This is a genomic window from Pseudoalteromonas sp. APC 3358, from assembly GCF_030408075.1.
Lineage (GTDB): Bacteria > Pseudomonadota > Gammaproteobacteria > Enterobacterales > Alteromonadaceae > Pseudoalteromonas > Pseudoalteromonas arctica.
The window spans coordinates 149987-170805 of sequence record NZ_JASDCE010000003.1 but is presented as its reverse complement, the minus strand read 5'-3'; the positions used below and the strand labels follow the sequence as shown (position 1 = coordinate 170805).

The following is a 20819-nucleotide window of genomic DNA, read 5'->3' as shown; positions in this document are numbered from 1 at the left end:
AATTTGCGGGTTTTTTTATGGAATTTATAAAATAGAGTTTAAGTATTTCTAATTGCGCGTAGCTTCATTTTTATTGCAATCACAAGCAGGCTAAATAACGACAGCATACTTATTAACAACGTTAGATTAAGTATTGGGTTACTTGGCTCATCGGTACTGACCGGAGAGCTGTTTGTAGTTTGCGAGTTTTGATGTTGCCTAATATAGCTTTGGCTGATCCAATCTACCGCGTTTATCCATTGTACTTTGGCGGGATCAGTATTGTTTAGCATCCCTATTACATGCTTATCGTTATCTAAGCCTTTTGAAAGTTGTACCAGTTGCTGCCAAAATTCATTTTTAGGGCCTAGGTCGTCTATTTCTTGCAGGTGCTGTTGTAATTTACCGCCCCCCATTGTTTTTATATCAGCTTGTCCTGTACTTTGCGCGTAGCTATTTATTAGCGATGAAAAGCGACTAAAGTACTCATTACTTTTTTGTAGGGTAGGGTTAGCTGCTTGGTCGTTTGTTACTTTTTGTGTTGGTTGATTTAAGCTATTTTGATCAATCAAATATTGTTTATAGTTTTGGTAACTCAAGCTGTTTGTAGTTGTGTTATTTGTAGTTCCATTATTTAGAGTGCCAAAGTTGTTTTTAAGTGCATTAACACTGATCACTACGCCTATTATGGTAATAATACAAAGTGCGCAATAGCAAAAGTACAATCCGCTTTTTAAAGAGTTACGCAGTAATTTATATTTATTATAACTTTGCTTAATAGCTGCAGCTGTATTTGGGGCTTCGTTTGTATCTAGGCGTTCGTTTTGTATTGAAATACTTTTGCCGTCAGTACTTTCACTAATGTGCTTATCTGTATTTTTGTTGTGCTCAGTGAGTGCTATTTGATTATTTTGAGATTGAGAGGTTACAGCAGAGAGGTGCGGTTCTACTTTAGTAATTAATCCTAGCTTTTTAAGTGAGGATTCTGTTTTAACAGCATCAATACTCGATAAGTCTTTTTTTAAAGCGTAAGCTTTTCCATCAAATAACTGAATAACAATATTATGAGGAATATTAAGAAGTTGGCTGAGTTGTTCTTGGGCAGAGGTAAGGTCAGTATTTTGATATAACTGACCATTAAAAACAATTTTAAATGTAGCGCTCACGTTAGTACCTTGCTTGTGTAATTCCATTTTTGGAATTTTATTTTTATTATTTGATACACCAAGCTAACTTAACAGATAAAGGGTATGCTTTCTAATGATTTGCGATTAAAAAAGCCTTAACAAACAGCGTTAAGGCTTTGGCGTGTAGCTGTTACTTTATCGTTTAGCGAGTGATTTTATAGATTGCTTTTGATCGCTTGCTGGTTGGGTTGCTTTGTCTATTAATGTTTCAAGTGGTTTATTTCGAACGCACATAAGTACTTTGTTCATTGCTTGGCATGTGCCTGTCGCTTTTTTATCATGGCTTGTGTAGCTGCAATCTTCATTAATGGCTTTTGCTTCACATGCTTCCCAAGGCGCGTTTGAACCGTGGCCTGCATGACTTAGCGCTGAGCATGAGGCAGCAAGTAAAAAGCCAGTGGTTAGTGCTTTTATTACGTTAAATATTTTCATTAGTATCTCAGTTAATTATTTGGCCAGAATGCGAGTTATCTTGCGGTAGCACCTTTAAAACAACCAATAAACATGTTTTCAGATACATCGGCTGCATGGTAGTGGTATCCGCGTGTATCGTCGGTGTGGCCTCTACATTCGTCTAAATCAGTGGGTTCTAATCCATCTTCGTTAAGCATGCCAAATATACCAAATCCATCGAGTGCATAACCCATCATGGCGGCATGACCGTCTGATTGAATTTGTGTTTGGCTACAACCTGCTTCACCGTGGTAGTGATAACCTGCTACTAAGTTAATATGGCCAGCGCAATCATCAAAGGCTGCAATAGTGTATGCGCCTAAAATAGCCTCAACAGGCGCGGGTGCAGCAAGTACAACACCATTGAGAGCAACACCTACATTAGCGTTACCAATACTGCTATTTTGAGTGGTTGCAACAGGCGTTATTGGAATTAAAAATGATTCTGATATACCGCCATCAACATAATCAATAGAGCATTCTACGCAGTGGTTTTGGTATTGTTCTTCTACGTTTGGACGTGCAGCGCCATCACACGATTCTTGTGTGTCGGTTACATTTACAAGGCCTGTACCTTCGTCGTATAGCTGCCATTGACTATCGTTATATAATGTTGGTAGATTTAAAATAAAGTCTCCGGTTATATCGTAAACCTCACCGGTACCATCAAACCAAATACCGGCTTCGTCAGCTGTTGAGGTGATATTTTGAGGGCAAAATACACCAATCTCGTAATTTGAAGGCGCACCGGCAATATCAATTTTGTAGCATGAGGCTTCATCGCCATTACTTAGCGTACATGTTTGAGTGGTAATTGATGAAATGAGCGCATCGCTTTCAAAGTTAAAAGGGTCGACTTCTACAACAAAATCGGTTGAAGTATCTGTTGTAGTTCCCTCATCGGTGGTTGTTTCAGTTACGACGGTACTTTCAGCATCGCTACCGTTACAGGCAGCTAAACCCAGTGCGAGTATACACACTGCAAGCGGTGTCAAAATTGGTGTGTTAAATCTTCTCATCAAAAATATCCGGTAATGAAGTTGAATGTATAATATTTGTTAAATGTGCAAACAAAGTGCAAAAACAACGCAACATAGTACATAGCACGAGATAGAAGCTGATAAAGTTGCTATAAATGTGTTTAGTACCTTTTTTACTATTTAAATACTGCGACTTAAAAGTACTTAAATAGGCAGTGGAGTTTTATGGATTTTTTATTTCCCGACAGCATGTCTTTATTTTTGTTTTTATTGTTAATGATCACCGCTGGCTTTACTTCTTTTATATCTGCTGCATTTGGTGCTGGTGGCGGATTAATGCTGCTTGTTGTTATGGCGTCGTTTATGCCAATGGCAGTTGTTGTGCCTGTGCATGGTTTAGTACAGCTTGGCTCTAATGCAAATAGGTTTTTACTCAGCTTTAAGCATATTGATAAAAGCATGTTTGTATATTTTGCGTTAGGCGGCTTAGTAGGGGCGGGGTTATCAAGTTTTGTTATTGATGATATATCGTTTGATGCTATGAAGTTAGTGGTCGCTATTTTTGTTATTTATTTACTGTGGGGTAAAACGCCACCTATAAAATTAACCTCTAAGGTGTGGCGTATGGTCGCCGGTGGAATAACTACTTTTATTTCTATGTTTGTGGGGGCAAGTGGCCCATTAGTTGGTAGCTGTTTATATATTAATAATTACGAAAAGTTAAAATTTACGGCAACGTTTTCGAGCATTATGAGTGTGCAGCATTTATTAAAAGCGATAATTTATGGCGCTGTTGGCTTTAGTTTTTGGCAATGGATACCGCTTGTAATTGCCATGGTAATAAGTGGCGCTGTAGGAACTTGGTTCGGAATTAAATTACTTAAAAGGATGTCTGGGGATAAATTTAAGCATATTTTTAGGATAGTTTTAACGTTATTAACGCTACAACTTGGTTGGCAAGGTATAAAAATATTACTCCACTAATTTGCTTAGTGGAGTAAATTTAATTTTATTAAACATAAATTATTTAAGAGGATTAAATAATTCATTGCGCCAAAAAGTTACTGATATAGAGCGACTACACTGTAATTTTTTGCCTTATCGATGAATTACATATTCTTTGTAATAATTGTTCATACGTTTAATTAAATTGGTATTAAAGCTTATTTAACAGCGGCTTTAATTGGCTTGTCGCCATCAAACAACTTAAAAATGCGGTTACTAATAAATGAGTTGGTCGCAATATGTAATAATGCATTGGCTACGTTTTCGCGGCTAATTTTAGCTTCTGAACGATCACTTGGTTGCTGCGTAGTTACTTGCATTGAAGCACTATCGTCAGTCAATGTACCAGGGCGAACAATGGTATAATTTAAACCACTGTTTATTAGGTGCTCGTCAGCCATATGCTTAGCAACTAAGTAAGGTTTTAAATCACCTTGAATCGAATCTGGATCGTCAGCACCAATTGAACTGACCATAATAAAGTGATTAACGCCGTGCTCTTTAGCGAATGTAGCTGCTTTTGTTGCAGCCCATAAATCAATGAGTACAGTTTTATCATCGCCTGTACTTCCACCAGAACCAGCAGCAAAAATCACTTGGTCACAGCCTTTCATTGCATCACCAAAATCGCCTTCAAGATCTTGCTCAACAATAGTTAAAAAAGAGCTGTTTAAATCGCTTAACTTATTTTTGTCACGCACTAATGCCACAACATTTTGCTCATTTTCTAAAAGTAGCTCAGTTGTCATTTTACCTATTTGTCCGCTTGCGCCAATAATTAGGGTCTTACTCATAATTAACTCCTTCCAATAAATAGTAAAAGTAATGTGCTTACAAACAGACCTTGGGGTAGGGGATTATTTTTAAAGGGTAAAAAAGAGTTTAAATGAGCTAATTTCAAAAAATACTTTAATTAAAGTGCGATGCTTAACTGAGTATTAAAATTAGCTGCTTTTGGTGTGTTTTTTTAGACCTTTTTATTCAACCATTATACTCACTTCGGTCACATAACTACGGCGGTATAGACTAATACGGACTTTACGTTCTTGATAATTATAAAACAAAGTGCGATATGTACTATTGCCATTTGTTTTTAAAGGTTCACCTAATTTTTGCTGATAAAAGCGAGTGATATCAGAAATTGAATCGGTTAAATAACCAGTACGTACCATTGGGTATTCGCTTGCTACATCCATCGTTGTAACAAATTCTTCAGGAAGTGGGATTTCAGTGACGTTTTGGCTAAGTGCATTAAACGATAGAGTGCATAGCAATATTATTAAAAATGCTAAAGTTTTCATTAGAGTCCTTTGAGTAATAAATTCCTTTTATTGGTACTTATTTTACCTCAATAAGCACCAATGTCATTTAAATTTTATTACGAATTAAGTCTCGCACTATAAACCGGGCGGGGTGAATAGCTTGGCTTACACGTTCGCTTAATGGGCGGGGTTCGTTATTTAAACAACTTACAAGGTGGTCTGCACTTAGCGGTGCGCTGCATAAAGCGCGTGCGCCAAAACCGGTGAAAATATGTAGGCCTTGTTGTGGTTTATTAAGTTGCTCATATTGGTAGCGTTTACCTAAACGTAGATTAGCAAAAGCCATTATATAATCACTTTGCTCGCACCATTGCCCAGCCATCGGCAGATGATCTATAAATGTGCAGCGAACAGCCGCTTTTGCCGAGGTTATATTGCCAAGGGTGGAGGCAAATTCACTTTGCTTATAAAAGCTAAGTAGTTGCTCTTGGTTTAATTGGTTGTCGAGCGCTGTAACTTGGCGGCTTTTAGTGTTTTTTTCAAACGTGGCACCCATACAGTGATGATCTAAATAAGCCGGGGTAAAATACCCTTTATGGCATAGCACTGTTTTAAGTTTGCGTGATTGCTCACTTGCCTCAATATGTGAAACCTGACCGCGCACGCCTACTATAGGTAGCGCTTTTGTTTGCTCAAATGCATCGCTGTGCTCACCTGCACAAATAATTACATCGCTAAACGGGCCTAGCTGCTCATCATTCGTTAATAAAAACCAACCGCTATCAGTTTTTTTAAGCTGCTTTATATTGCAGTTAAATAGGCTTTTAAATGGGCTTATGCTATTTGCAGCGCTTAGCATAGCGTTTACTAATTCCGGCGGGTTAACCCAGCCGCCTTGTTCAAAATACACACCTGAATAACCTGTCGTTACGCCGGCTATTTCATCGCCTTGCTCTGCGGTTACGTTACGCATTAGCTGGGTTGGCCACAGTTGCTTTTGTGCTAAGTTTTCGTGCTTATCAGCGAGAGGTTTTTTCACTGCGTGTTGTAATACGCCGCACCAATCGTAATCAAAATTAAAACCACTGCTAAGTAAGTTGTTATATAGGCGTTTGGCGTATAAAAAGCTATGTGCAAACAATTCGCTGTGCGGCGAGTTTTTAGCTTGTAGGTGAGGGTAAATAGCGCCTTGCACATTGTGCGATGCCCCCATTGCAGGCTTTTCATCTTGGCAGAATAATTGGCTGGTTATGCCTCGTTTAGCCAAGCTGTATAAAATACAGCTACTGGCAATACCACCGCCAATGACCGCTACATTTTTTAAAGTACTGCTATCTTGATTAAAATAAGCGGGGGTTGATTGAGCGTTATTAACATGTTTAAGTTGGCCAGTAAGTATATCTTCTTTTTGATTAAAATTTTTGGCTTTTTTAGTACTAAAGCCAGCCTCTATTAATCCTCGTTGAACAAAGTCAGCGGCAGTAAAAGTTGATAAGGTTGCATTAGCTCTTGTTATATCAGCCATGGAGTTAAATAAACTTTGCTGCCACATATCAGGATTTTTACTTGGCTCAAGCCCATTTAAATACCAAGCATCAACAATTCCTGTTTGCGGATAGCTCATTGCTTGTATTGATTCAAGCGCATCACCAAAGTATAAATCGAGAACAACACTACCATTATTAAATTCGAGCCGGTGGCATCCTTCTAAATTAATTGGGTAGTTTACTGTTAATTGCTCACTAAAATAACTTAAGGTAGGCCAAGCGGTTAATGCTTGTTTTAAGTCTGTTAATGTTAAGGGATACTTTTCAAACGAAATATAGTGTAGGCGTTTTACGCTTTTTTCACATTCATTTTGAACTTGCATCCGCTCAAGGTGGTCTTTAAAGCGTTGCCACGTATTTAAAAAGTTTAAACCGGTGCCAAAACCGGTTTCGGCAATAACAAAATGTGATTGGTCATGATTTTGTAATCGTACATCTATATTATTTTGCTCATAGTACACATAATGCGATTGAGCTAAGCCATCGTCATTAGAAAAATAAATATCACCGGAGTCATTAGTCAAAGGTGTACCTAAATTATTAATGTGACTATGTGCGTTCTTAATCATAATTTTTTAAATTTATAGATATATTTTTAATTATTTTACGGGTTTTCTTTGTAATAGTCTGGCGTTATTTATAAGCTAGCAGTTCAGAGTACAAGTGTACGCTAGAAAGCTGACCACTTAGGTGATTAAATTCGCGTAAAATAGAATGCAATTAAGTATTAAGCTAAGGGAATTACCCATGAGAAGAGCTGTAATTACAGGTATCGGTGTTGTATCAAGCATTGGTAACAACAAAGAAGAAGTATTAGAATCGTTAAAAACGGGCAAAAGCGGTATCGCTTTTAACCAAGAATTTGCCGATTACAAGTTACGTAGTAACGTATCGGGTAAAATTGATATTGACGTTAAAGCACATGTTGACCGCAAAGCAATGCGCTTTATGGGTGATGCTGCTGCATATTCTTATATTTCGATGACTCAAGCAATTGAAGACTCAGGTTTGTCTGACGACCAAGTATCAAATGAGCGCACGGGTATTATTGTTGGCTCTGGCGGTGGTTCGTCTAAATGGCAGGTAGAAGCTGCTGATATTTTACGTGAAAAAGGCGTAAAACGTGTAGGGCCTTATATGGTTCCACGTACTATGGCGAGCACTACATCTGCTTGTTTAGCAACACCCTTTAAAATTAAAGGTGTTAACTACTCAATTAGCTCTGCATGTGCAACATCTGCGCATTGTATTGGTAATGCAGTAGAACAAATTCAATTAGGTAAGCAAGATGTTGTATTTGCTGGTGGCGGTGAAGAACTACACTGGACATTGGCAATGGAATTTGACGCTATGGGCGCACTTTCTACTAAGTACAACGAAACACCAGAAAAAGCGTCTCGTACATACGATGCAAATCGCGATGGTTTTGTTATATCTGGCGGCGGCGGTATTGTTGTAGTTGAAGAACTTGAACATGCACTTGCACGTGGCGCGCACATTTACGCTGAAATTGTTGGTTACGGTGCAACATCAGATGGCTACGACATGGTTGCTCCATCTGGCGAAGGTGCAGCACGTTGTATGCGCCAAGCTATGCAAGATGTAGACAGCATTGATTACTTAAACACGCATGGTACATCTACACCTGTAGGCGACGTTAAAGAGCTTGGTGCGATTCAAGAAGTGTTTGGTGGTAAGTCACCAATGATCAGCGCAACTAAAGCAATGACGGGTCATGCCCTCGGTGCTGCAGGTGTTCACGAAGCTATCTTCTCATTATTGATGCTAGAGCACAGCTTTGTAGCGCCTTCAATTAATATTGATGAGCTAGATGAGCAAGCGGCAGGTTTAGATATTATTACTGAACGTCGTGACGTTGAGTTAAATACTGTAATGTCTAATAGCTTTGGCTTTGGTGGCACAAACGCGACTTTAGTTATGAGTAAGTACAAAGGTTAATTTGAGCTTATAAGCCCTAAATATGTAAACACATATCTGGGCTAAACTGCTTAAAACAAAAAAGGAAAGCCGAGGCTTTCCTTTTTTATTATCGAAAGTTAAATTAACCTTCGTTATGTTCTTTACGCGCTTGCTCAATTTCGTCAGCAATTTCTTGCGCTTTCTGCTTAGTTTTTTCAGTTAACTCGCCAGCAGCTTCTTTGCTTTTAATCCATGCATCAACCGCAATCTCTTTGCCGTCGTCGTACATGTCTAAGCCCATTGTTTTACTTTGCTCTAATAGCTCGTTTAAAGACTCATCATTTTTAAGATCGTTAGTTGTCTCTTTAACGTCGTTCCATGCATCACCAAGCTTTTCTTGCATTTGTGCGCTTTTATCTTTTGCATCTTCTTTTACTTCGTTGGCATCTTCACAACCAGTTAATGTAATTAAAGTGCCTAATAAAGCTAAACCTGCTAATTTATTCATGTGCTATCTCCTTTAGAGACTGATAATTAATTCGAGGCAGACTATACAACAATGAAAATGAACGCCCCCGTAACAAAACGATTAAATTTTAAATTAATGAATGAGCACGATTGGCCTCAATTATTTGAACTCGACCAAGACCCCGCCGTAATGCAGTATTTAACGCGAGGTGTACCTACCTCTTTAGAGCAAATAAAAAATGAGGGAGTGCCTCGTATGCTCGCATATAGAAATGAGCTAAAAGGCTGGGGGCTGTGGAGTATCACTCTAAAGCAAACCAATACATTTATTGGCTGGGTATTAATAAGACCTATGGATTTCTTTAGTGATGCACCAAATTACAGCGATATTGAAATAGGTTGGCGCTTTAAACAAGCGAGTTGGGGGCATGGTTATGCAACCGAGGCGGCTTTAGCATTATGTGATGAACTCATTAAGCAAGATGACGTTAAGGCGATAAGCGCAACTGCACTAAAAGATAATACGGCCTCTATAACAATAATGAAAAAGTTAGGCCTGCAATTTATAAAAAATTATACACATACAGATGAGCAAGGCGACTTACCCGCGGTACTTTATTCAAAAAACGTTTGAAGATGATTAAATATCAACAGTATAAAGATTGACCTGTCCTTAAATGACGTGCATTAATATGGGCAACAAAAATAATAAATTAAGGATGTTGTATGGGATTGTTTTTTTCACCACGTAAATTAATCGTCAAAAGTGTACTGGTTTTACAGTTCACTACTTTTAGTGTTTTGGCGCAGCCTTTAGCGCAAAGCGCGGTCGCAATGCCTGACTCGTTCAGTGCCGATGCTGCTAAAAGTATATTAGAGCAAGGCGGTAATGCTGTTGATGCGGCTATTACGGCACAATTTGTACTTGCAGTGACGCTTCCTGAAGCCGGAAATATTGGCGGCGGGGGATTTATGCTTATTCAAAAAGATGGCAAAGGCGATTTTATAGATTATCGCGAAACAGCGCCAACAGCGGCTCATCGTGATATGTATTTAGATAAGCAAGGTAATGTTATTGCAAACAAATCAATATATGGCATTCACGCAAGCGGTGTACCTGGCAGTGTAGCGGGTATGTGGCTTGCCCATCAAAAGCATGGCACTTTAAAGTGGGAAACACTAGTACAGCCTGCTGTAACGTTGGCTGAGCAAGGGTTTGTTGTTCCGCCTAAGTTAGCAAAAGGTGTGAGCAATTATATAGCCCACCTAAAAGAGCAAAAAATAAATGTAAACTTTGAAAAATATTTTGCTGATGTAAAAGCCAATAAAGTCTTTAAGCAACCCGAGCTAGCGGCAACGCTAAAGCGTATTCGTGATAACGGTCAAGATGGATTTTATAAAGGCGAGACTGCAAATATTATTGCTAAATTTATGCACCAGCATGGTGGTATTATTAATCAAGATGATTTAAAAAATTATACCGCTAAATCACGTACACCCATTAAAGCGAGTTGGAATGGTTATGAAGTACTTACTTCGCCACCGCCGAGTTCAGGTGGTATTGCTATTTTACAGTGGCTCAAAATGTATGAGTTACAAAAACCAGATACAGGCTTAGCGCATAACTCTACTCAGTATGTGCATTTACTTTCTGAAATAGGTAAACGTGTATTTGCAGATAGAGCAGAATATTTAGGCGACCCTGACTTTTTTGATGTACCAGTCAACGCGTTAACTAATATTAACTACCTCAAAGAGCGCAGTAATGGCATTTTGTTAACCGCTATCTCGACTACCGAAAATATTAAACCGGGCCTTAAAGAAAGTGAGCAAACTACGCACTTTTCAATCGTTGATAAAATGGGTAACGCTGTCGCAAATACCACCACAATAAACTTAGGGTTTGGTAGCGGTGTCGTTGTTGAAGGTGCGGGATTTATTTTAAATGATGAAATGGACGACTTTAGCGCCAAACCAGGCGTTATGAATGTGTTTGGTGCAATAGGCGGTAAAGCGAACGAAATACAGCCACACAAGCGTATGTTGAGTTCTATGACACCTACAATATTACTTAAAGACAACACCGTTAAAATGGTGACAGGTTCGCCTGGTGGCACAACCATTATTAGCTCTGTGTACGAATCTATCTTAAATGCGATAGAGTTTGATATGAGTGCAGAGCAGGTTGTAAATAGCCCTCGTTTTCATCATCAATTGTGGCCTAAAAATATAATTAGAACGCACATAGGTTTAACCGATAGCGTAAAAGCAGAGCTTACAAAAATGGGTTACACCATAGACGAGAGACACTTTGGTGACTTACACGTTATTATTAATAAAGAGGGTCAATTAGATGCCGCTTCTGAAGCATCAGGGCGCGGTAAATCAATTGTTTTTTAAATAAAAAAACACCGCGATAAAAAGCGCGGTGTTTAAAATAATAAAAACTTATTGAGTATCAATTAAATCTTCAACACCCACTATTAGCCATGGAGCATCGTCTGAAATTAGGCGCTCTAAGTGCCAAATTTCTAAAATAGGCTGTTCTTTTTTATCGCCTAAATCACGGTACTTACCTTTAAAGCGAACACTAACCTGCCACGATTGCGCATTTGTATCTGCACGCACAAGTTCGGCATCAATAAACATTACTTCAGTGTCTACACTCTGTATAGCTTCACGCTCAGCTTTAAATTCGGCAACAAGTGCAGGGCTTAAGTATTCAGCCATTGTGGTGTAATCGGCATTATTCCATGCAGTTTGTAGCGTATGGTAATGACTACGGGCACCTTGCAAAAAGCCATTAACGTCAAAGTTAGGTGGTAAATTAAAAGGGACACTTTCACCTTGTGGGGCGCTGTTAGCAAAGCCTGTACTCATTGGCTGCTCGATTGGTGCTTGTTTAAAAGCATTTTGCTGAGCACTTGTACTTGCACTGGCAAGTTGTGGGACACGATTAGCACGTAAAAAGCCCGTTACTAGCTTAAATAAAATAAAGAGTCCGCCAGCTAATAAAATCATTTCTAATAGCTGAAAACCTTCAAAATCGTCGCCTAACATTGCTGCAATTAAGCCACCAGCTAAAAGACCACCCAAAACGCCAGCCATAATGCCTTTTTTATTTGATGTGGCTTTAGGTGCTGCTGTTGGGGTTGTTGTATCTGCTTTTTGTTTTTGTGCTGTTTGTTGTGTTGCAGGAGTTTGTCCACGTTTGCTACTGCCAAACTTTTTACGTGCGTGTGCATCAAAACTGGCAGTACATAATAATGCCAATAGTGAAAAAATAACGATGATGTTCTTCATGAAATTCCCTAATTAAAATCGAGCCGCGATTATAATTTACTTTCTTAAGGAGTTTAATTAATTACTTTAAAAATCAGAGGTTTTGGGTATAAAAGAAAAGGTTTGTTGGTGGGTACATAATCAAAAAACCGCTTAGTAGGGACTAAGCGGTAAATTTGTTTATTTTAAAGCCAACGAATAGCGCCAGTAACGCGTTCGTTATAAGTATTTAGAGGTGCTCCAACACTTGCCACTAAAATAGTATCTGCTTGTGAGCCTCGGTTAATATGACCTTCAAAGCGCTCGTCTTTGAAATTATCATCGCCAAAACCAAATGATTTATTTTCAGAAGGCACTATAAATACCGTCATAGGACCAAAGTCAGACTCAAATATCAAATGTAGCCCTTTTTCGCCTTTAAAATCACAAAACATAGCGTAAGTTACATCACCAGGAAGCTCATCAAGATGACCACCTAATACTGCAAGCTTGTCGTTAACGCTTTGTAGGCTAATGGGCTCTTTTTTATCAAGCGCACTAATTTCGTAGTACACATGGGCAAGCGCATGCTCACCCGCTTCGTGTGCAATATTTTGCTCTGTACTAAAAAAGAAGGCACTAATAGCCACTACAAAAGATGCAGCTAATGCAAGATGCACGCGGTCAAGCTTAAAACGCGAGCGGGCATCAACTACATTTTTTCCTGTTGCTTGCTCTTCTTGTAGTGCTTTTTCTTTTAACGATGTGTTTAAAAGAATGCGGTCTGCAAGGTTTTCAGGCACAGGTATATCTAAAGAGTCTTGAATAAATTTATCAAAATCTTTCATATCGTTAATAAAACTTTGTCGCTCTGGGTTATTGTTAGCAAACTCCATGAGCTCCTTGTCAATGTCGTTTGGCTGCGCAATAGTGCGGCGACGAAACTCAAGTTCATCCATTATTTTGATGCCCCTTTAAGTTGTTCATCATCACGGCTTAAAGCCTCTTTAAGTTGATTTCGGGCACGGTATAAACGAGTCATTACCGTGTTTTTATTTAAATTAAGTATGCCTGCGATCTCTTCGCCAGAGCAGCCCATTACAACTTGTAGTAATAATGGCTCTCGGTATTCATCAGATAGCAGGGCAATCTGGCGTTGGATAACCGTTTGCTCCATTTCATCATCTAATGAGTGGCTGGTTTCATCAACAAGCGTATCGTTTTCTACGTCGCTGTAATCAAACTGTTTACGTTCAAATCGGCGCGCATTTTCTCTTCGTAATATAGTAAGCAGCCAAGGTTTAGCTGCCTTTTGATCAAGTAAAGAGTCGAGAGAACGCCACGCGCGTAAAAACGTTTCTTGTACTAAATCATCTGCTATGTGCGGATCACGGCATAACCAATAAGCAAAGCGATAAAGCTCTTTATTGTAAACGTGGACCAAGGCTTCATAACGCTTTTGTTTCTCTGCCATATCGATTAAGACCTGATTGTTTGATTTTTTCTTTCCAAGCATAAGCACTTTTTTAATTAAAAATTATTATTTATTGCAAAAAAAGACCTGAGTATCGTAGTTATTAATCATAAAGGTCTTTTAATACAGCTTGTTGCGACTTTGATGCTTGAGTTTGATAGTTCTCAAGAATTTTAATAATAGCATTAAGATCCGTGTTTGCGCCTTTATTACTATAAAGTTGTGCCTGCAATTGGCTAATGAGGCCATTAAGCTCGCTGCTCTTTACGCGGACGCAAAGCTCATCAATAGCGCCAACATTTTTGTGAGTCACCTTTACAGAAAAACTATTTAATGCGGTGTAAAAAGCTTTCACATCGTGTGTTTTAGCGAGCGTTTTAAGCTCATTTAAGCTCGGCTGAGAAATATCACGGTTGTTTGGTTGTAATTTCTCAGTCGTATTTTTAGTAGAACGGGTCATTAAGTAAAAAATTACAGTACCAATCCATAAAATATACCCTAAAGCGGCAACAACTATTAACCAAAGAGGAGTATCACTTTTAGTTTCAATACGTTGTGTGCCTGTCGCTTCATTCGAAATATTTTCAATAGCAGGTAAATTGTTTGGGTTTGATTGTGGGTTTGCCACGGCGGTATTAGGTGCGGTACTACTTGGCGTTACCGTTATAGTGCGCTTTGGTAATGTAGCTACGCTAATACGGTTCATTTTAGTATTAAACCAAGGCAGCTGTATTTCAGGTAAAGTGTAAGTACCTGGTTTTTGCGGCAGTAATGCATATGATGCCGTTTGCTGCGATACAACGCGTCCGTCACGTACTGCATTGTTATTTTCTTTTTTATCAGGGTAGCTGCGTATGCCATCAATGGTAGGCATAGAGATTTCAGGTAATTGCTCTTTTGTAACTCCAAGCGCAGTAAGTGTAATAGTACGTGTTATAGGCGTACCTACTTCTACGGTGTTGTCGTTAGGTTGCCATTCTTCATCAAGACTAACCAGCTCGCTTGGTAACCATGCACCTTTATAATCACTCGGAATTGGTTTAATTTCTATTTGCTGATCGTCGCCAAGAGCTGATACTTCTAATTGACGATAATTTTGTTGTACTCGCCCTTGAAAAGCGGGGCCTGCAATAGTGTACGCACCACTCTTTTGTGGCTGAATCAAATACTCGCGAGTAATAACAAGGTAGCGTTTACCATCAACAAGCTCATAGCTTTCAGTTTGCTTACCCAATTGGGTTAGCTGAGCATCTTCCATACTTGGTGTGCTTAAGCTGCCATCAAGCAGTTCTTTGGCAAGGTAAAGCTTAATAGTGTAAACACCGGCTTCTTGGACAAACAATGAATTACTCGAGAGCGACGTTTTTAAAAATATTTCGTTATTTTTATCTGCATCAACTGAGCGTTTTGCCACTTTTAATTTAATAGGCTGTGAGGTTAACCCTGCAACGCTAAATGCCGGAATAGTGTAATCACCCTCTGCACGGGTCATTAATTTAACTGACCACGTGGTTTGTTTATTAATGCTGCCATTAATAATGTTGGTACGAGAACTTAAGCTTGTTGGGCCTACCACAAAGTCTTTTAACAGCGATGAGGTGTCTGGTTGCTCGCCCTTAACTGTATCGTCTACGGATATATTAAGCATAAAAAATTCACCCGCTAAAACAGGGTTTTTATCTACGCTGGCTTCTAATTTGGTGGCAGCCCACGAAGGCATCGCACTTAATAGCAATAAACAGCAAAATAATCGCATTACCATGATTTTTCGACTCCTGTAGGGCGACGTTTATATTGTCTTTTTTGGGCTTCTAATTGCATTTTATTCCGTAATAAAATAGCCGGATCGTCCGGGACTTTTCTAAGTAGTTGATTAAGCTGTTGTGCTTTTTCTTTTTCTTCATTAGTGAGCTCACTTGCTTGAGCTTGCATAGCTTGTTGCTGAGCATTTTGTTTTTGCTCATCAGTAGCAGGTTGCTCACTCATTGTTTGTGGCTTACTTTGTTGCTGCTCGTCTTGAGGCTGGTCAGCGTCTTTATTTTGCCCTTGCTCACTTTGTGGCTGAGCTTGCATATCAGGTTCATTTTGCTTGTCTGATTGCTCGCCAGGCTCACCTTGTTGATCTTTTGATTGTTCAGACTCTTTATCAGATTTTTCATCGCTTGAGCTTTGACTTTCGTTTTCGCCTTTTTCAGAATCGCTTTTATCACCATTTTGTTGCTTATCCTGTTTTGACTCATCAGAATTTTGCCCTTGGTTTTGATCATCTTTTTTCTGGCTATCATCTTGGTCTTGAGAGTCATCGCCGTCACTTGGCTGATCTTGCTGGTTTTGTTGCTCTTGTTGATTGAGTAATTGTTCAACTAAAGCTTGGTTGTCAGCTGCTTGTGTAAAGTCGTCTTGTAAGGTTTGGGCTTGTTTGTAGGCTTCAATGGCGTCCTCAAGCTTGCCAGCTTTGGCGAGGGCATTACCGTAGTTGTATAAACCGGTAGCCGACTTATCATTACTAAACTCATTAAGTGCAGCATCAAAATTACCTTGCTGGTAAAGCGCCGCGCCTTTTAACTCACTCGATTGCGCCTGTGTTGCTGCATCGTATTCTTTATTTTTGTAAGCCTCTAATGCACGTTGATCTGCATTTTGCAAAAGAGTAGGAAGCTCTACGGCATACGCATTTTGCTGCGGTAAAAAGCTAAAGGCTAAAAAAGCCCCCAGCAAGGCAGCGCGTCTAAATAAATACAAGCCAAATGGCAGTAATAACAAGAGTCCGTATATACCTGCATCTATTCGCCAAAGTGCGTGGCTTTGTTTTTCGTCTTTCAATAATTCACTCTGTGCATTTGGGGCAAACGTATTTATGTCGTTATTACTAGGCTGGTAACTAGCAAATTTACCACCACTGCTCGATGCTAAATTTTTAAGCTGACTGGCATTGAGAGTAGGTACTACAATTTGGCCGTATCTGTCTTTCAAAAAACCACCTTCAGGTAACTTAATTGGAGCGCCTTGAGCGGTACCCACGCCATATATATTTAATCTATATTGGGTGTTACTGGTAAAGCTACTCACGTCGCTTTGTTCTTGCTGGTCAATACCGTCGGTCACTAAAATAATGTCGCCATCAATATAACCCGCTTGCGTTAATAGCTCTTTGGCCATATCAAGACCGGCTAAAACGTTTGAGCCTTTGTCTGGCATTATTTCAGGGCTTAAGCTTGGAATTAAATTACTAAGTGTTGTGGCGTCGTTTGTTAGTGGCGATATTATATAGGCCGTGCCTGCGTAAGCTACAAGCGCGGTATCACCTTCTTTAAATAGCTCAATCATATCAAGCGCTTTAAAGCGTGATTGCATTAAACGATTTGGTAAAATATCGGTGCTGTACATTGAGTACGACATATCCATAACAATTACACGGGCACTTTTACTTTGAAATACAGGAACTTGTTTTTTCTCAAAGCTAGGCCCAGCACTAAATAAAATGCCAAGGCTGCAAAACAAAGCAACTAACCAAAGTGGCTGGCTGGCTTTAGTGTTTGCTTCGCTCATTATAAATTGTGCTAAATGCGGTGCAATTAGCTGCTCACTGGTGGTTTTTTTATGCTTAATTAAGGCGACAAAAAATAATGCCACAGCAGGTATGAGTAACCATAAAAGAGCGGGGCGAATAAATTCAAAATCCATTAGTTTGGCTCCTTTAATGCACGCAGTGTACTCAGCATTACTTTTAAGCTAATAAGTAAAATAGCGATAAGTAACGGGTAGTAAAATAATGAGCTTTGTGGGCGAAATGTTTGTTCATCAGCGCTAATAGGTTCAAGTTTATCAAGCTCTGCATAAATTTGTTGAAGGCCTGCTACATCTTTGGCCCTAAAGTATAATCCGCCAGTTTGCTCGGCAATCTTTTTAAGTAAGCTTTCATCTAAACTACTGCCACTAGAGCCACCCATATTAAAGAGGCTAAAGCCGCGCGGATTATCTGAGCCAACGCCAATGGTGTACACTTTAATACCTTCCTCGCGGGCTAGCAGTAGTGCATCTTCTGGGTTTAAATTGCCCGCGGTATTTTGTCCGTCGGTTAATAGCACCACAATACGGTTACTCTCATCTTTATTGGCAAAGCGTTTTACCGAAAGACCCAATGCATCACCAATGGCTGTTGCGCGTCCTACTAAACCAATTTGCGCTTCACTGAGCATTTTACTTACTGTTTTAACGTCGCGCGTGAGCGGGGTTTGTAAAAACGCGGTGTCGCCAAATAATATCAGCCCAAGCCTGTCGCCTTGACGCTGCTCTATAAAATCACTGAGTACGGCTTTTACCATGGTAAGGCGGTCAACATATTGGCCATTGTAAGCCATGTCTTGTTCGGTCATTGAGCCTGATAAGTCAACTGCTAACATTATATCGCCCCCTTCATTTGGTAATGAGATTGGCTCATCTAACCATGTTGGATTGGCAGCGGCAGTAACAAGTAATAACCAAATTACCCACTCGAAAGGATTTAAACGTCGTGCGTGTGGCTCAATGCTTTGACTGGTTAAATTGTGCTTTGCAAAACTGGGTATACGTAAACGCGTACTGGCATTACTTGCTGCGGGTTTTAATAGTAAAAGTAATAAAGGTAAGGGTATTAATAAAAATAACCATGGCCAGCTAAATTCAAACATTTACTGACTCCTTTATTTTAAATTGCTTAATACCTTGGCGAAATTTTTCGCACAGTGTTGTATCTTTTTGGCTGGGGTTATACAAGCTTAGTATTTCTTGTTCTGTAAAGCTCAAACCGGTGAGTGTATTAAGTGTTGTGCACCATTTAGAGGTAGATTGCGCAGCAAGGCGCTTGTCGTAATATTCAATCACTAAACGTTTTAAAATAATATGCAGTTGCTGAGGATTTTGCTCACTTTGGCTCAATTGTATTGCGTAGCGTTTAGGCTTTTTAAATTTATGTTTTTTGTAAAATATATAAATAGCTGCGCACAGTGCTAAAAACAGCAGTGCAATAATAACCCACCAAGCAGGGGCGAGTGGCCACCAATTAACTTGGCTTGGCGCTATTATATCGTGCAGGCCATCGAGTGGATTGGTTTGCATGGTTATTTTCTCACTAATTGCAGCTCAAGCGGTGTTGCTGCATTGAATGATATTAAATTAAGACCCGATTTAGTTAAGCGATTAAAGCGCGTACTAAATGCTTGCTCAGCATTTTTAGCAAAGCGTTCTCTAAAGCTGTTATCCATTAATGGTAGGGCAAAGTCTTGACCATTTGCATTAACAGTAACGGCTTGCTTAAACGCAGGTAACTGATGCTCAAATGGATCGCTTATATGGCAACCAATCAGCTCGCAGTGGCGGCTTAATATTTCGAGTTGCTTAAAGCTGGCATCATCCAGAGCATTAAAATCAGACACCAAATACACTAAGCTGCCTGGTTTTGCTAAATGATTAAGGCGCTTTAGGTTATCGCTAAAGTTGTTAGGGGCTGTTTTATCAATATTGTTGAGCGCTTGCTGGTGGTTGTCGCATAAATTATGACAAAGCTTAAGGACTGCTTTTTCACGGGCGCTGGGCTTTAGCTCCAAATGCGAGTGCTGATTAAACACAATACCGCCAATTCTATCGCCGCGCTGACACGCCGACCATGCAACAAGAGCGCTTATATGCGCAGCTTGCACCGACTTTAATAGTAACTTTGAACCAAACAGCATTGAGTTAGAAAAATCAGTAAATACAAACACAGGGCGCTCTTTTTCTTCTTGAAAGAGCTTTGTGTGAGTCTCGCCGGTACGCGCAGTAACTCGCCAATCAATAGAGCGAATATCGTCACCTTGCTGATAATGTCGCACTTCGGCAAATTCCATTCCTCGGCCTTTGTGCGGTGCAAGGTATTGCCCTGTTAAGGTATTTTTTATTTTTACCTTAGGGGCAAGTTCAAGCAATTGCGCTTTGGCTTTGTAATACATCAGCTCTTTGAGTGCTAAATTAACACCGTGGCTATGGCTCTGTTTGAGCCATGCTTGGGATTCTAATTGTTTTTGCATAACTTATGGTACGGCTACAAGTTCAACTATACGGCTTATTACTTGATCTTTAGTAATGCCATCGGCTTGGGCTTCGTAACTTAAAATAATGCGATGACGCAGTACGTTATGCACAACAGCTTGAATGTCATCAGGTGCTACAAAGTCACGGCCTTGAAGCCATGCATGAGCACGAGCACATTTATCAAGTGCTATTGTTGCACGCGGACTTGCACCAAATTCAACCCAGCTACCTAGTTGCGCATCTAATTTAGCGCCTTCACGGGTGGCAATAATAAGTTGTACTAAATATTGCTCAAGCGGCTCTGCTAAATAAAGGCCTAATATTTCTTTACGAGCTGCAAATAAATCGCTTTGACTAATTTTTTGCATTACTGGTTGTTGCTCGTTAAGCGCTTCGCCGCGTGTTAAACGTAGTATATCAAGCTCATGCTCTGCGCCAGGGTAACCAATACTTAGGTGCAGTAAAAAACGATCCAGCTGGGCTTCTGGTAACGGATAAGTCCCTTCTTGCTCTAGCGGGTTTTGTGTTGCCATAACTAAAAATAGTTCGCTAAGCGGATAAGTGTTTTTACCCACGGTCACTTGGCGCTCTGCCATGGCTTCTAATAGTGCTGATTGTACTTTGGCTGGTGCACGGTTAATTTCGTCAGCTAAAATTAGGTTGTGAAAAAGAGGGCCTTTTTCAAATACAAACTCGCTAGTTTGTTGGCGGTAAATATCGGTACCTGTTACATCAGCCGGTAATAAGTCTGGCGTAAATTGTACGCGCTGAAACGATCCTTCAATACCTTTAGCAAGTGCATTAACTGCACGTGTTTTTGCAAGCCCAGGAGGGCCTTCTACTAATAAGTGACCATCAGCTAAAATAGCAATAAGTAGCGCTTGTGTAAGCTCTGGCTGGCCAATGATTTGTGTATCTAAGTACGTTTTTAATTGTGAAAATGCGTTAGCTGCCATAATAAGTGGACTGTCCTCGTCAGCTGGGTTTGTACCTAATAGTGTTAGGTGATAAATACTGACCTATTTATAAGGTTTATAATTGGGTAACTCAAGAGTTAGACTGTATTTTTTAAAATAGTTCGTTATTTTTTAACGATTTTTAGCGTACCACAAAACTTTGTAAATGCGTCTAAAAAAGCCTATTGTGATAGTCGTAATTAAACACTATTTATATAAATTTGTGTTTATCTATTGGCTTTAGTACACGGGTTGTTTAGAATCGAGGAAAACAAACAG

At 39.6% G+C, this 20819-nt stretch carries 20 protein-coding genes; 4 read left to right on the top strand and 16 right to left on the bottom strand.

From position 1 onward, the window contains the following. Positions 1-38: 38 nt before the first annotated feature. The 3 genes from QL995_RS05950 to QL995_RS05940 form a co-directional block, all read right to left on the bottom strand. The gene (locus tag QL995_RS05950; protein ID WP_290293696.1) at positions 39-1145 is read right to left on the bottom strand and encodes a hypothetical protein; all 1107 of its coding nucleotides are present in this window, start codon (positions 1143-1145) and stop codon (positions 39-41) included. A 156-nt stretch (positions 1146-1301) separates the two neighbouring features. Further along, the gene (locus QL995_RS05945; RefSeq protein WP_290293694.1) at positions 1302-1598 is read right to left on the bottom strand and encodes a hypothetical protein; all 297 of its coding nucleotides are present in this window, start codon (positions 1596-1598) and stop codon (positions 1302-1304) included. 35 nt (positions 1599-1633) lie between these two features. Next, the gene (locus QL995_RS05940; protein WP_290293693.1) at positions 1634-2638 is read right to left on the bottom strand and encodes a YHYH protein; all 1005 of its coding nucleotides are present in this window, start codon (positions 2636-2638) and stop codon (positions 1634-1636) included. 186 nt (positions 2639-2824) lie between these two features. Here QL995_RS05940 and QL995_RS05935 point away from each other — a divergent pair, with 186 nt between their 5' ends. Next, positions 2825-3583 (top strand): sulfite exporter TauE/SafE family protein, encoded by a 759-nt coding sequence (locus tag QL995_RS05935; protein ID WP_165741767.1) that lies wholly within the window; start codon positions 2825-2827, stop codon positions 3581-3583. A gap of 179 nt (positions 3584-3762) precedes the next feature. On the opposite strand, the gene QL995_RS05930 is transcribed toward QL995_RS05935, so the two are convergent. The 3 genes from QL995_RS05930 to mnmC form a co-directional block, all read right to left on the bottom strand. Then, entirely contained in the window at positions 3763-4398 is a 636-nt protein-coding gene (locus tag QL995_RS05930) for an NAD(P)-binding oxidoreductase (protein ID WP_007581997.1), read from the bottom strand. 183 nt (positions 4399-4581) lie between these two features. Then, positions 4582-4905: a hypothetical protein gene (locus QL995_RS05925; protein WP_101164071.1), complete on the bottom strand. Its 324-nt coding sequence runs from the start codon at positions 4903-4905 to the stop codon at positions 4582-4584. Between the two features lie 67 nt (positions 4906-4972). Beyond that, positions 4973-6982 carry a bifunctional tRNA (5-methylaminomethyl-2-thiouridine)(34)-methyltransferase MnmD/FAD-dependent 5-carboxymethylaminomethyl-2-thiouridine(34) oxidoreductase MnmC gene (gene mnmC, locus QL995_RS05920; RefSeq protein ID WP_290293685.1) on the bottom strand — a complete coding sequence of 670 codons (2010 nt, stop codon included), beginning with the start codon at positions 6980-6982 and terminating at the stop codon, positions 4973-4975. A 178-nt stretch (positions 6983-7160) separates the two neighbouring features. Between mnmC and fabB the strand changes: the two genes are divergently transcribed. Then, positions 7161-8372: a beta-ketoacyl-ACP synthase I gene (gene fabB / locus QL995_RS05915; RefSeq protein ID WP_007582000.1), complete on the top strand. Its 1212-nt coding sequence runs from the start codon at positions 7161-7163 to the stop codon at positions 8370-8372. 103 nt (positions 8373-8475) lie between these two features. On the opposite strand, the gene QL995_RS05910 is transcribed toward fabB, so the two are convergent. After that, entirely contained in the window at positions 8476-8841 is a 366-nt protein-coding gene (locus QL995_RS05910) for a hypothetical protein (RefSeq protein WP_008169794.1), read from the bottom strand. A gap of 51 nt (positions 8842-8892) precedes the next feature. Between QL995_RS05910 and QL995_RS05905 the strand changes: the two genes are divergently transcribed. Together QL995_RS05905 and ggt are read left to right on the top strand one after the other, a co-directional pair. Continuing rightward, entirely contained in the window at positions 8893-9435 is a 543-nt protein-coding gene (locus QL995_RS05905) for a GNAT family N-acetyltransferase (protein WP_101164073.1), read from the top strand. A gap of 92 nt (positions 9436-9527) precedes the next feature. Beyond that, on the top strand, positions 9528-11201 hold the full coding sequence (gene ggt, locus QL995_RS05900; protein ID WP_290293681.1) for a gamma-glutamyltransferase: 1674 nt from the start codon (positions 9528-9530) through the stop codon (positions 11199-11201). A 48-nt stretch (positions 11202-11249) separates the two neighbouring features. Here ggt and QL995_RS05895 read toward each other — a convergent pair whose 3' ends face one another. From QL995_RS05895 to QL995_RS05855, 9 genes are all read right to left on the bottom strand, one after another. Continuing rightward, positions 11250-12104, bottom strand: a complete 855-nt coding sequence (locus QL995_RS05895; RefSeq protein ID WP_290293678.1) for a Tim44-like domain-containing protein — start codon at positions 12102-12104, stop codon at positions 11250-11252. A gap of 164 nt (positions 12105-12268) precedes the next feature. Further along, positions 12269-13021: a DUF3379 family protein gene (locus QL995_RS05890; protein WP_007582005.1), complete on the bottom strand. Its 753-nt coding sequence runs from the start codon at positions 13019-13021 to the stop codon at positions 12269-12271. Further along, positions 13021-13578, bottom strand: a complete 558-nt coding sequence (locus QL995_RS05885; protein ID WP_032827217.1) for a sigma-70 family RNA polymerase sigma factor — start codon at positions 13576-13578, stop codon at positions 13021-13023. Before QL995_RS05885 ends, QL995_RS05890 begins: the two co-directional genes overlap by 1 nt. 61 nt (positions 13579-13639) lie before the next feature. Further along, on the bottom strand, positions 13640-15298 hold the full coding sequence (locus tag QL995_RS05880; protein ID WP_290293676.1) for a BatD family protein: 1659 nt from the start codon (positions 15296-15298) through the stop codon (positions 13640-13642). Further along, positions 15292-17220, bottom strand: a complete 1929-nt coding sequence (locus QL995_RS05875) for a VWA domain-containing protein (RefSeq protein ID WP_290293674.1) — start codon at positions 17218-17220, stop codon at positions 15292-15294. The genes QL995_RS05880 and QL995_RS05875 overlap by 7 nt, the downstream gene beginning before the upstream one ends. Beyond that, positions 17220-18206 (bottom strand): VWA domain-containing protein, encoded by a 987-nt coding sequence (locus tag QL995_RS05870; protein ID WP_290293672.1) that lies wholly within the window; start codon positions 18204-18206, stop codon positions 17220-17222. The genes QL995_RS05875 and QL995_RS05870 overlap by 1 nt, the downstream gene beginning before the upstream one ends. Next, positions 18199-18633, bottom strand: coding sequence for a DUF4381 domain-containing protein (locus tag QL995_RS05865; protein ID WP_004335624.1), 435 nt, complete (start codon positions 18631-18633; stop codon positions 18199-18201). Before QL995_RS05865 ends, QL995_RS05870 begins: the two co-directional genes overlap by 8 nt. A 2-nt stretch (positions 18634-18635) precedes the next feature. Next, positions 18636-19580, bottom strand: a complete 945-nt coding sequence (locus QL995_RS05860; RefSeq protein WP_010554656.1) for a DUF58 domain-containing protein — start codon at positions 19578-19580, stop codon at positions 18636-18638. Between the two features lie 3 nt (positions 19581-19583). After that, entirely contained in the window at positions 19584-20540 is a 957-nt protein-coding gene (locus QL995_RS05855; RefSeq protein ID WP_290293667.1) for a MoxR family ATPase, read from the bottom strand. Positions 20541-20819: the final 279 nt, after the last annotated feature.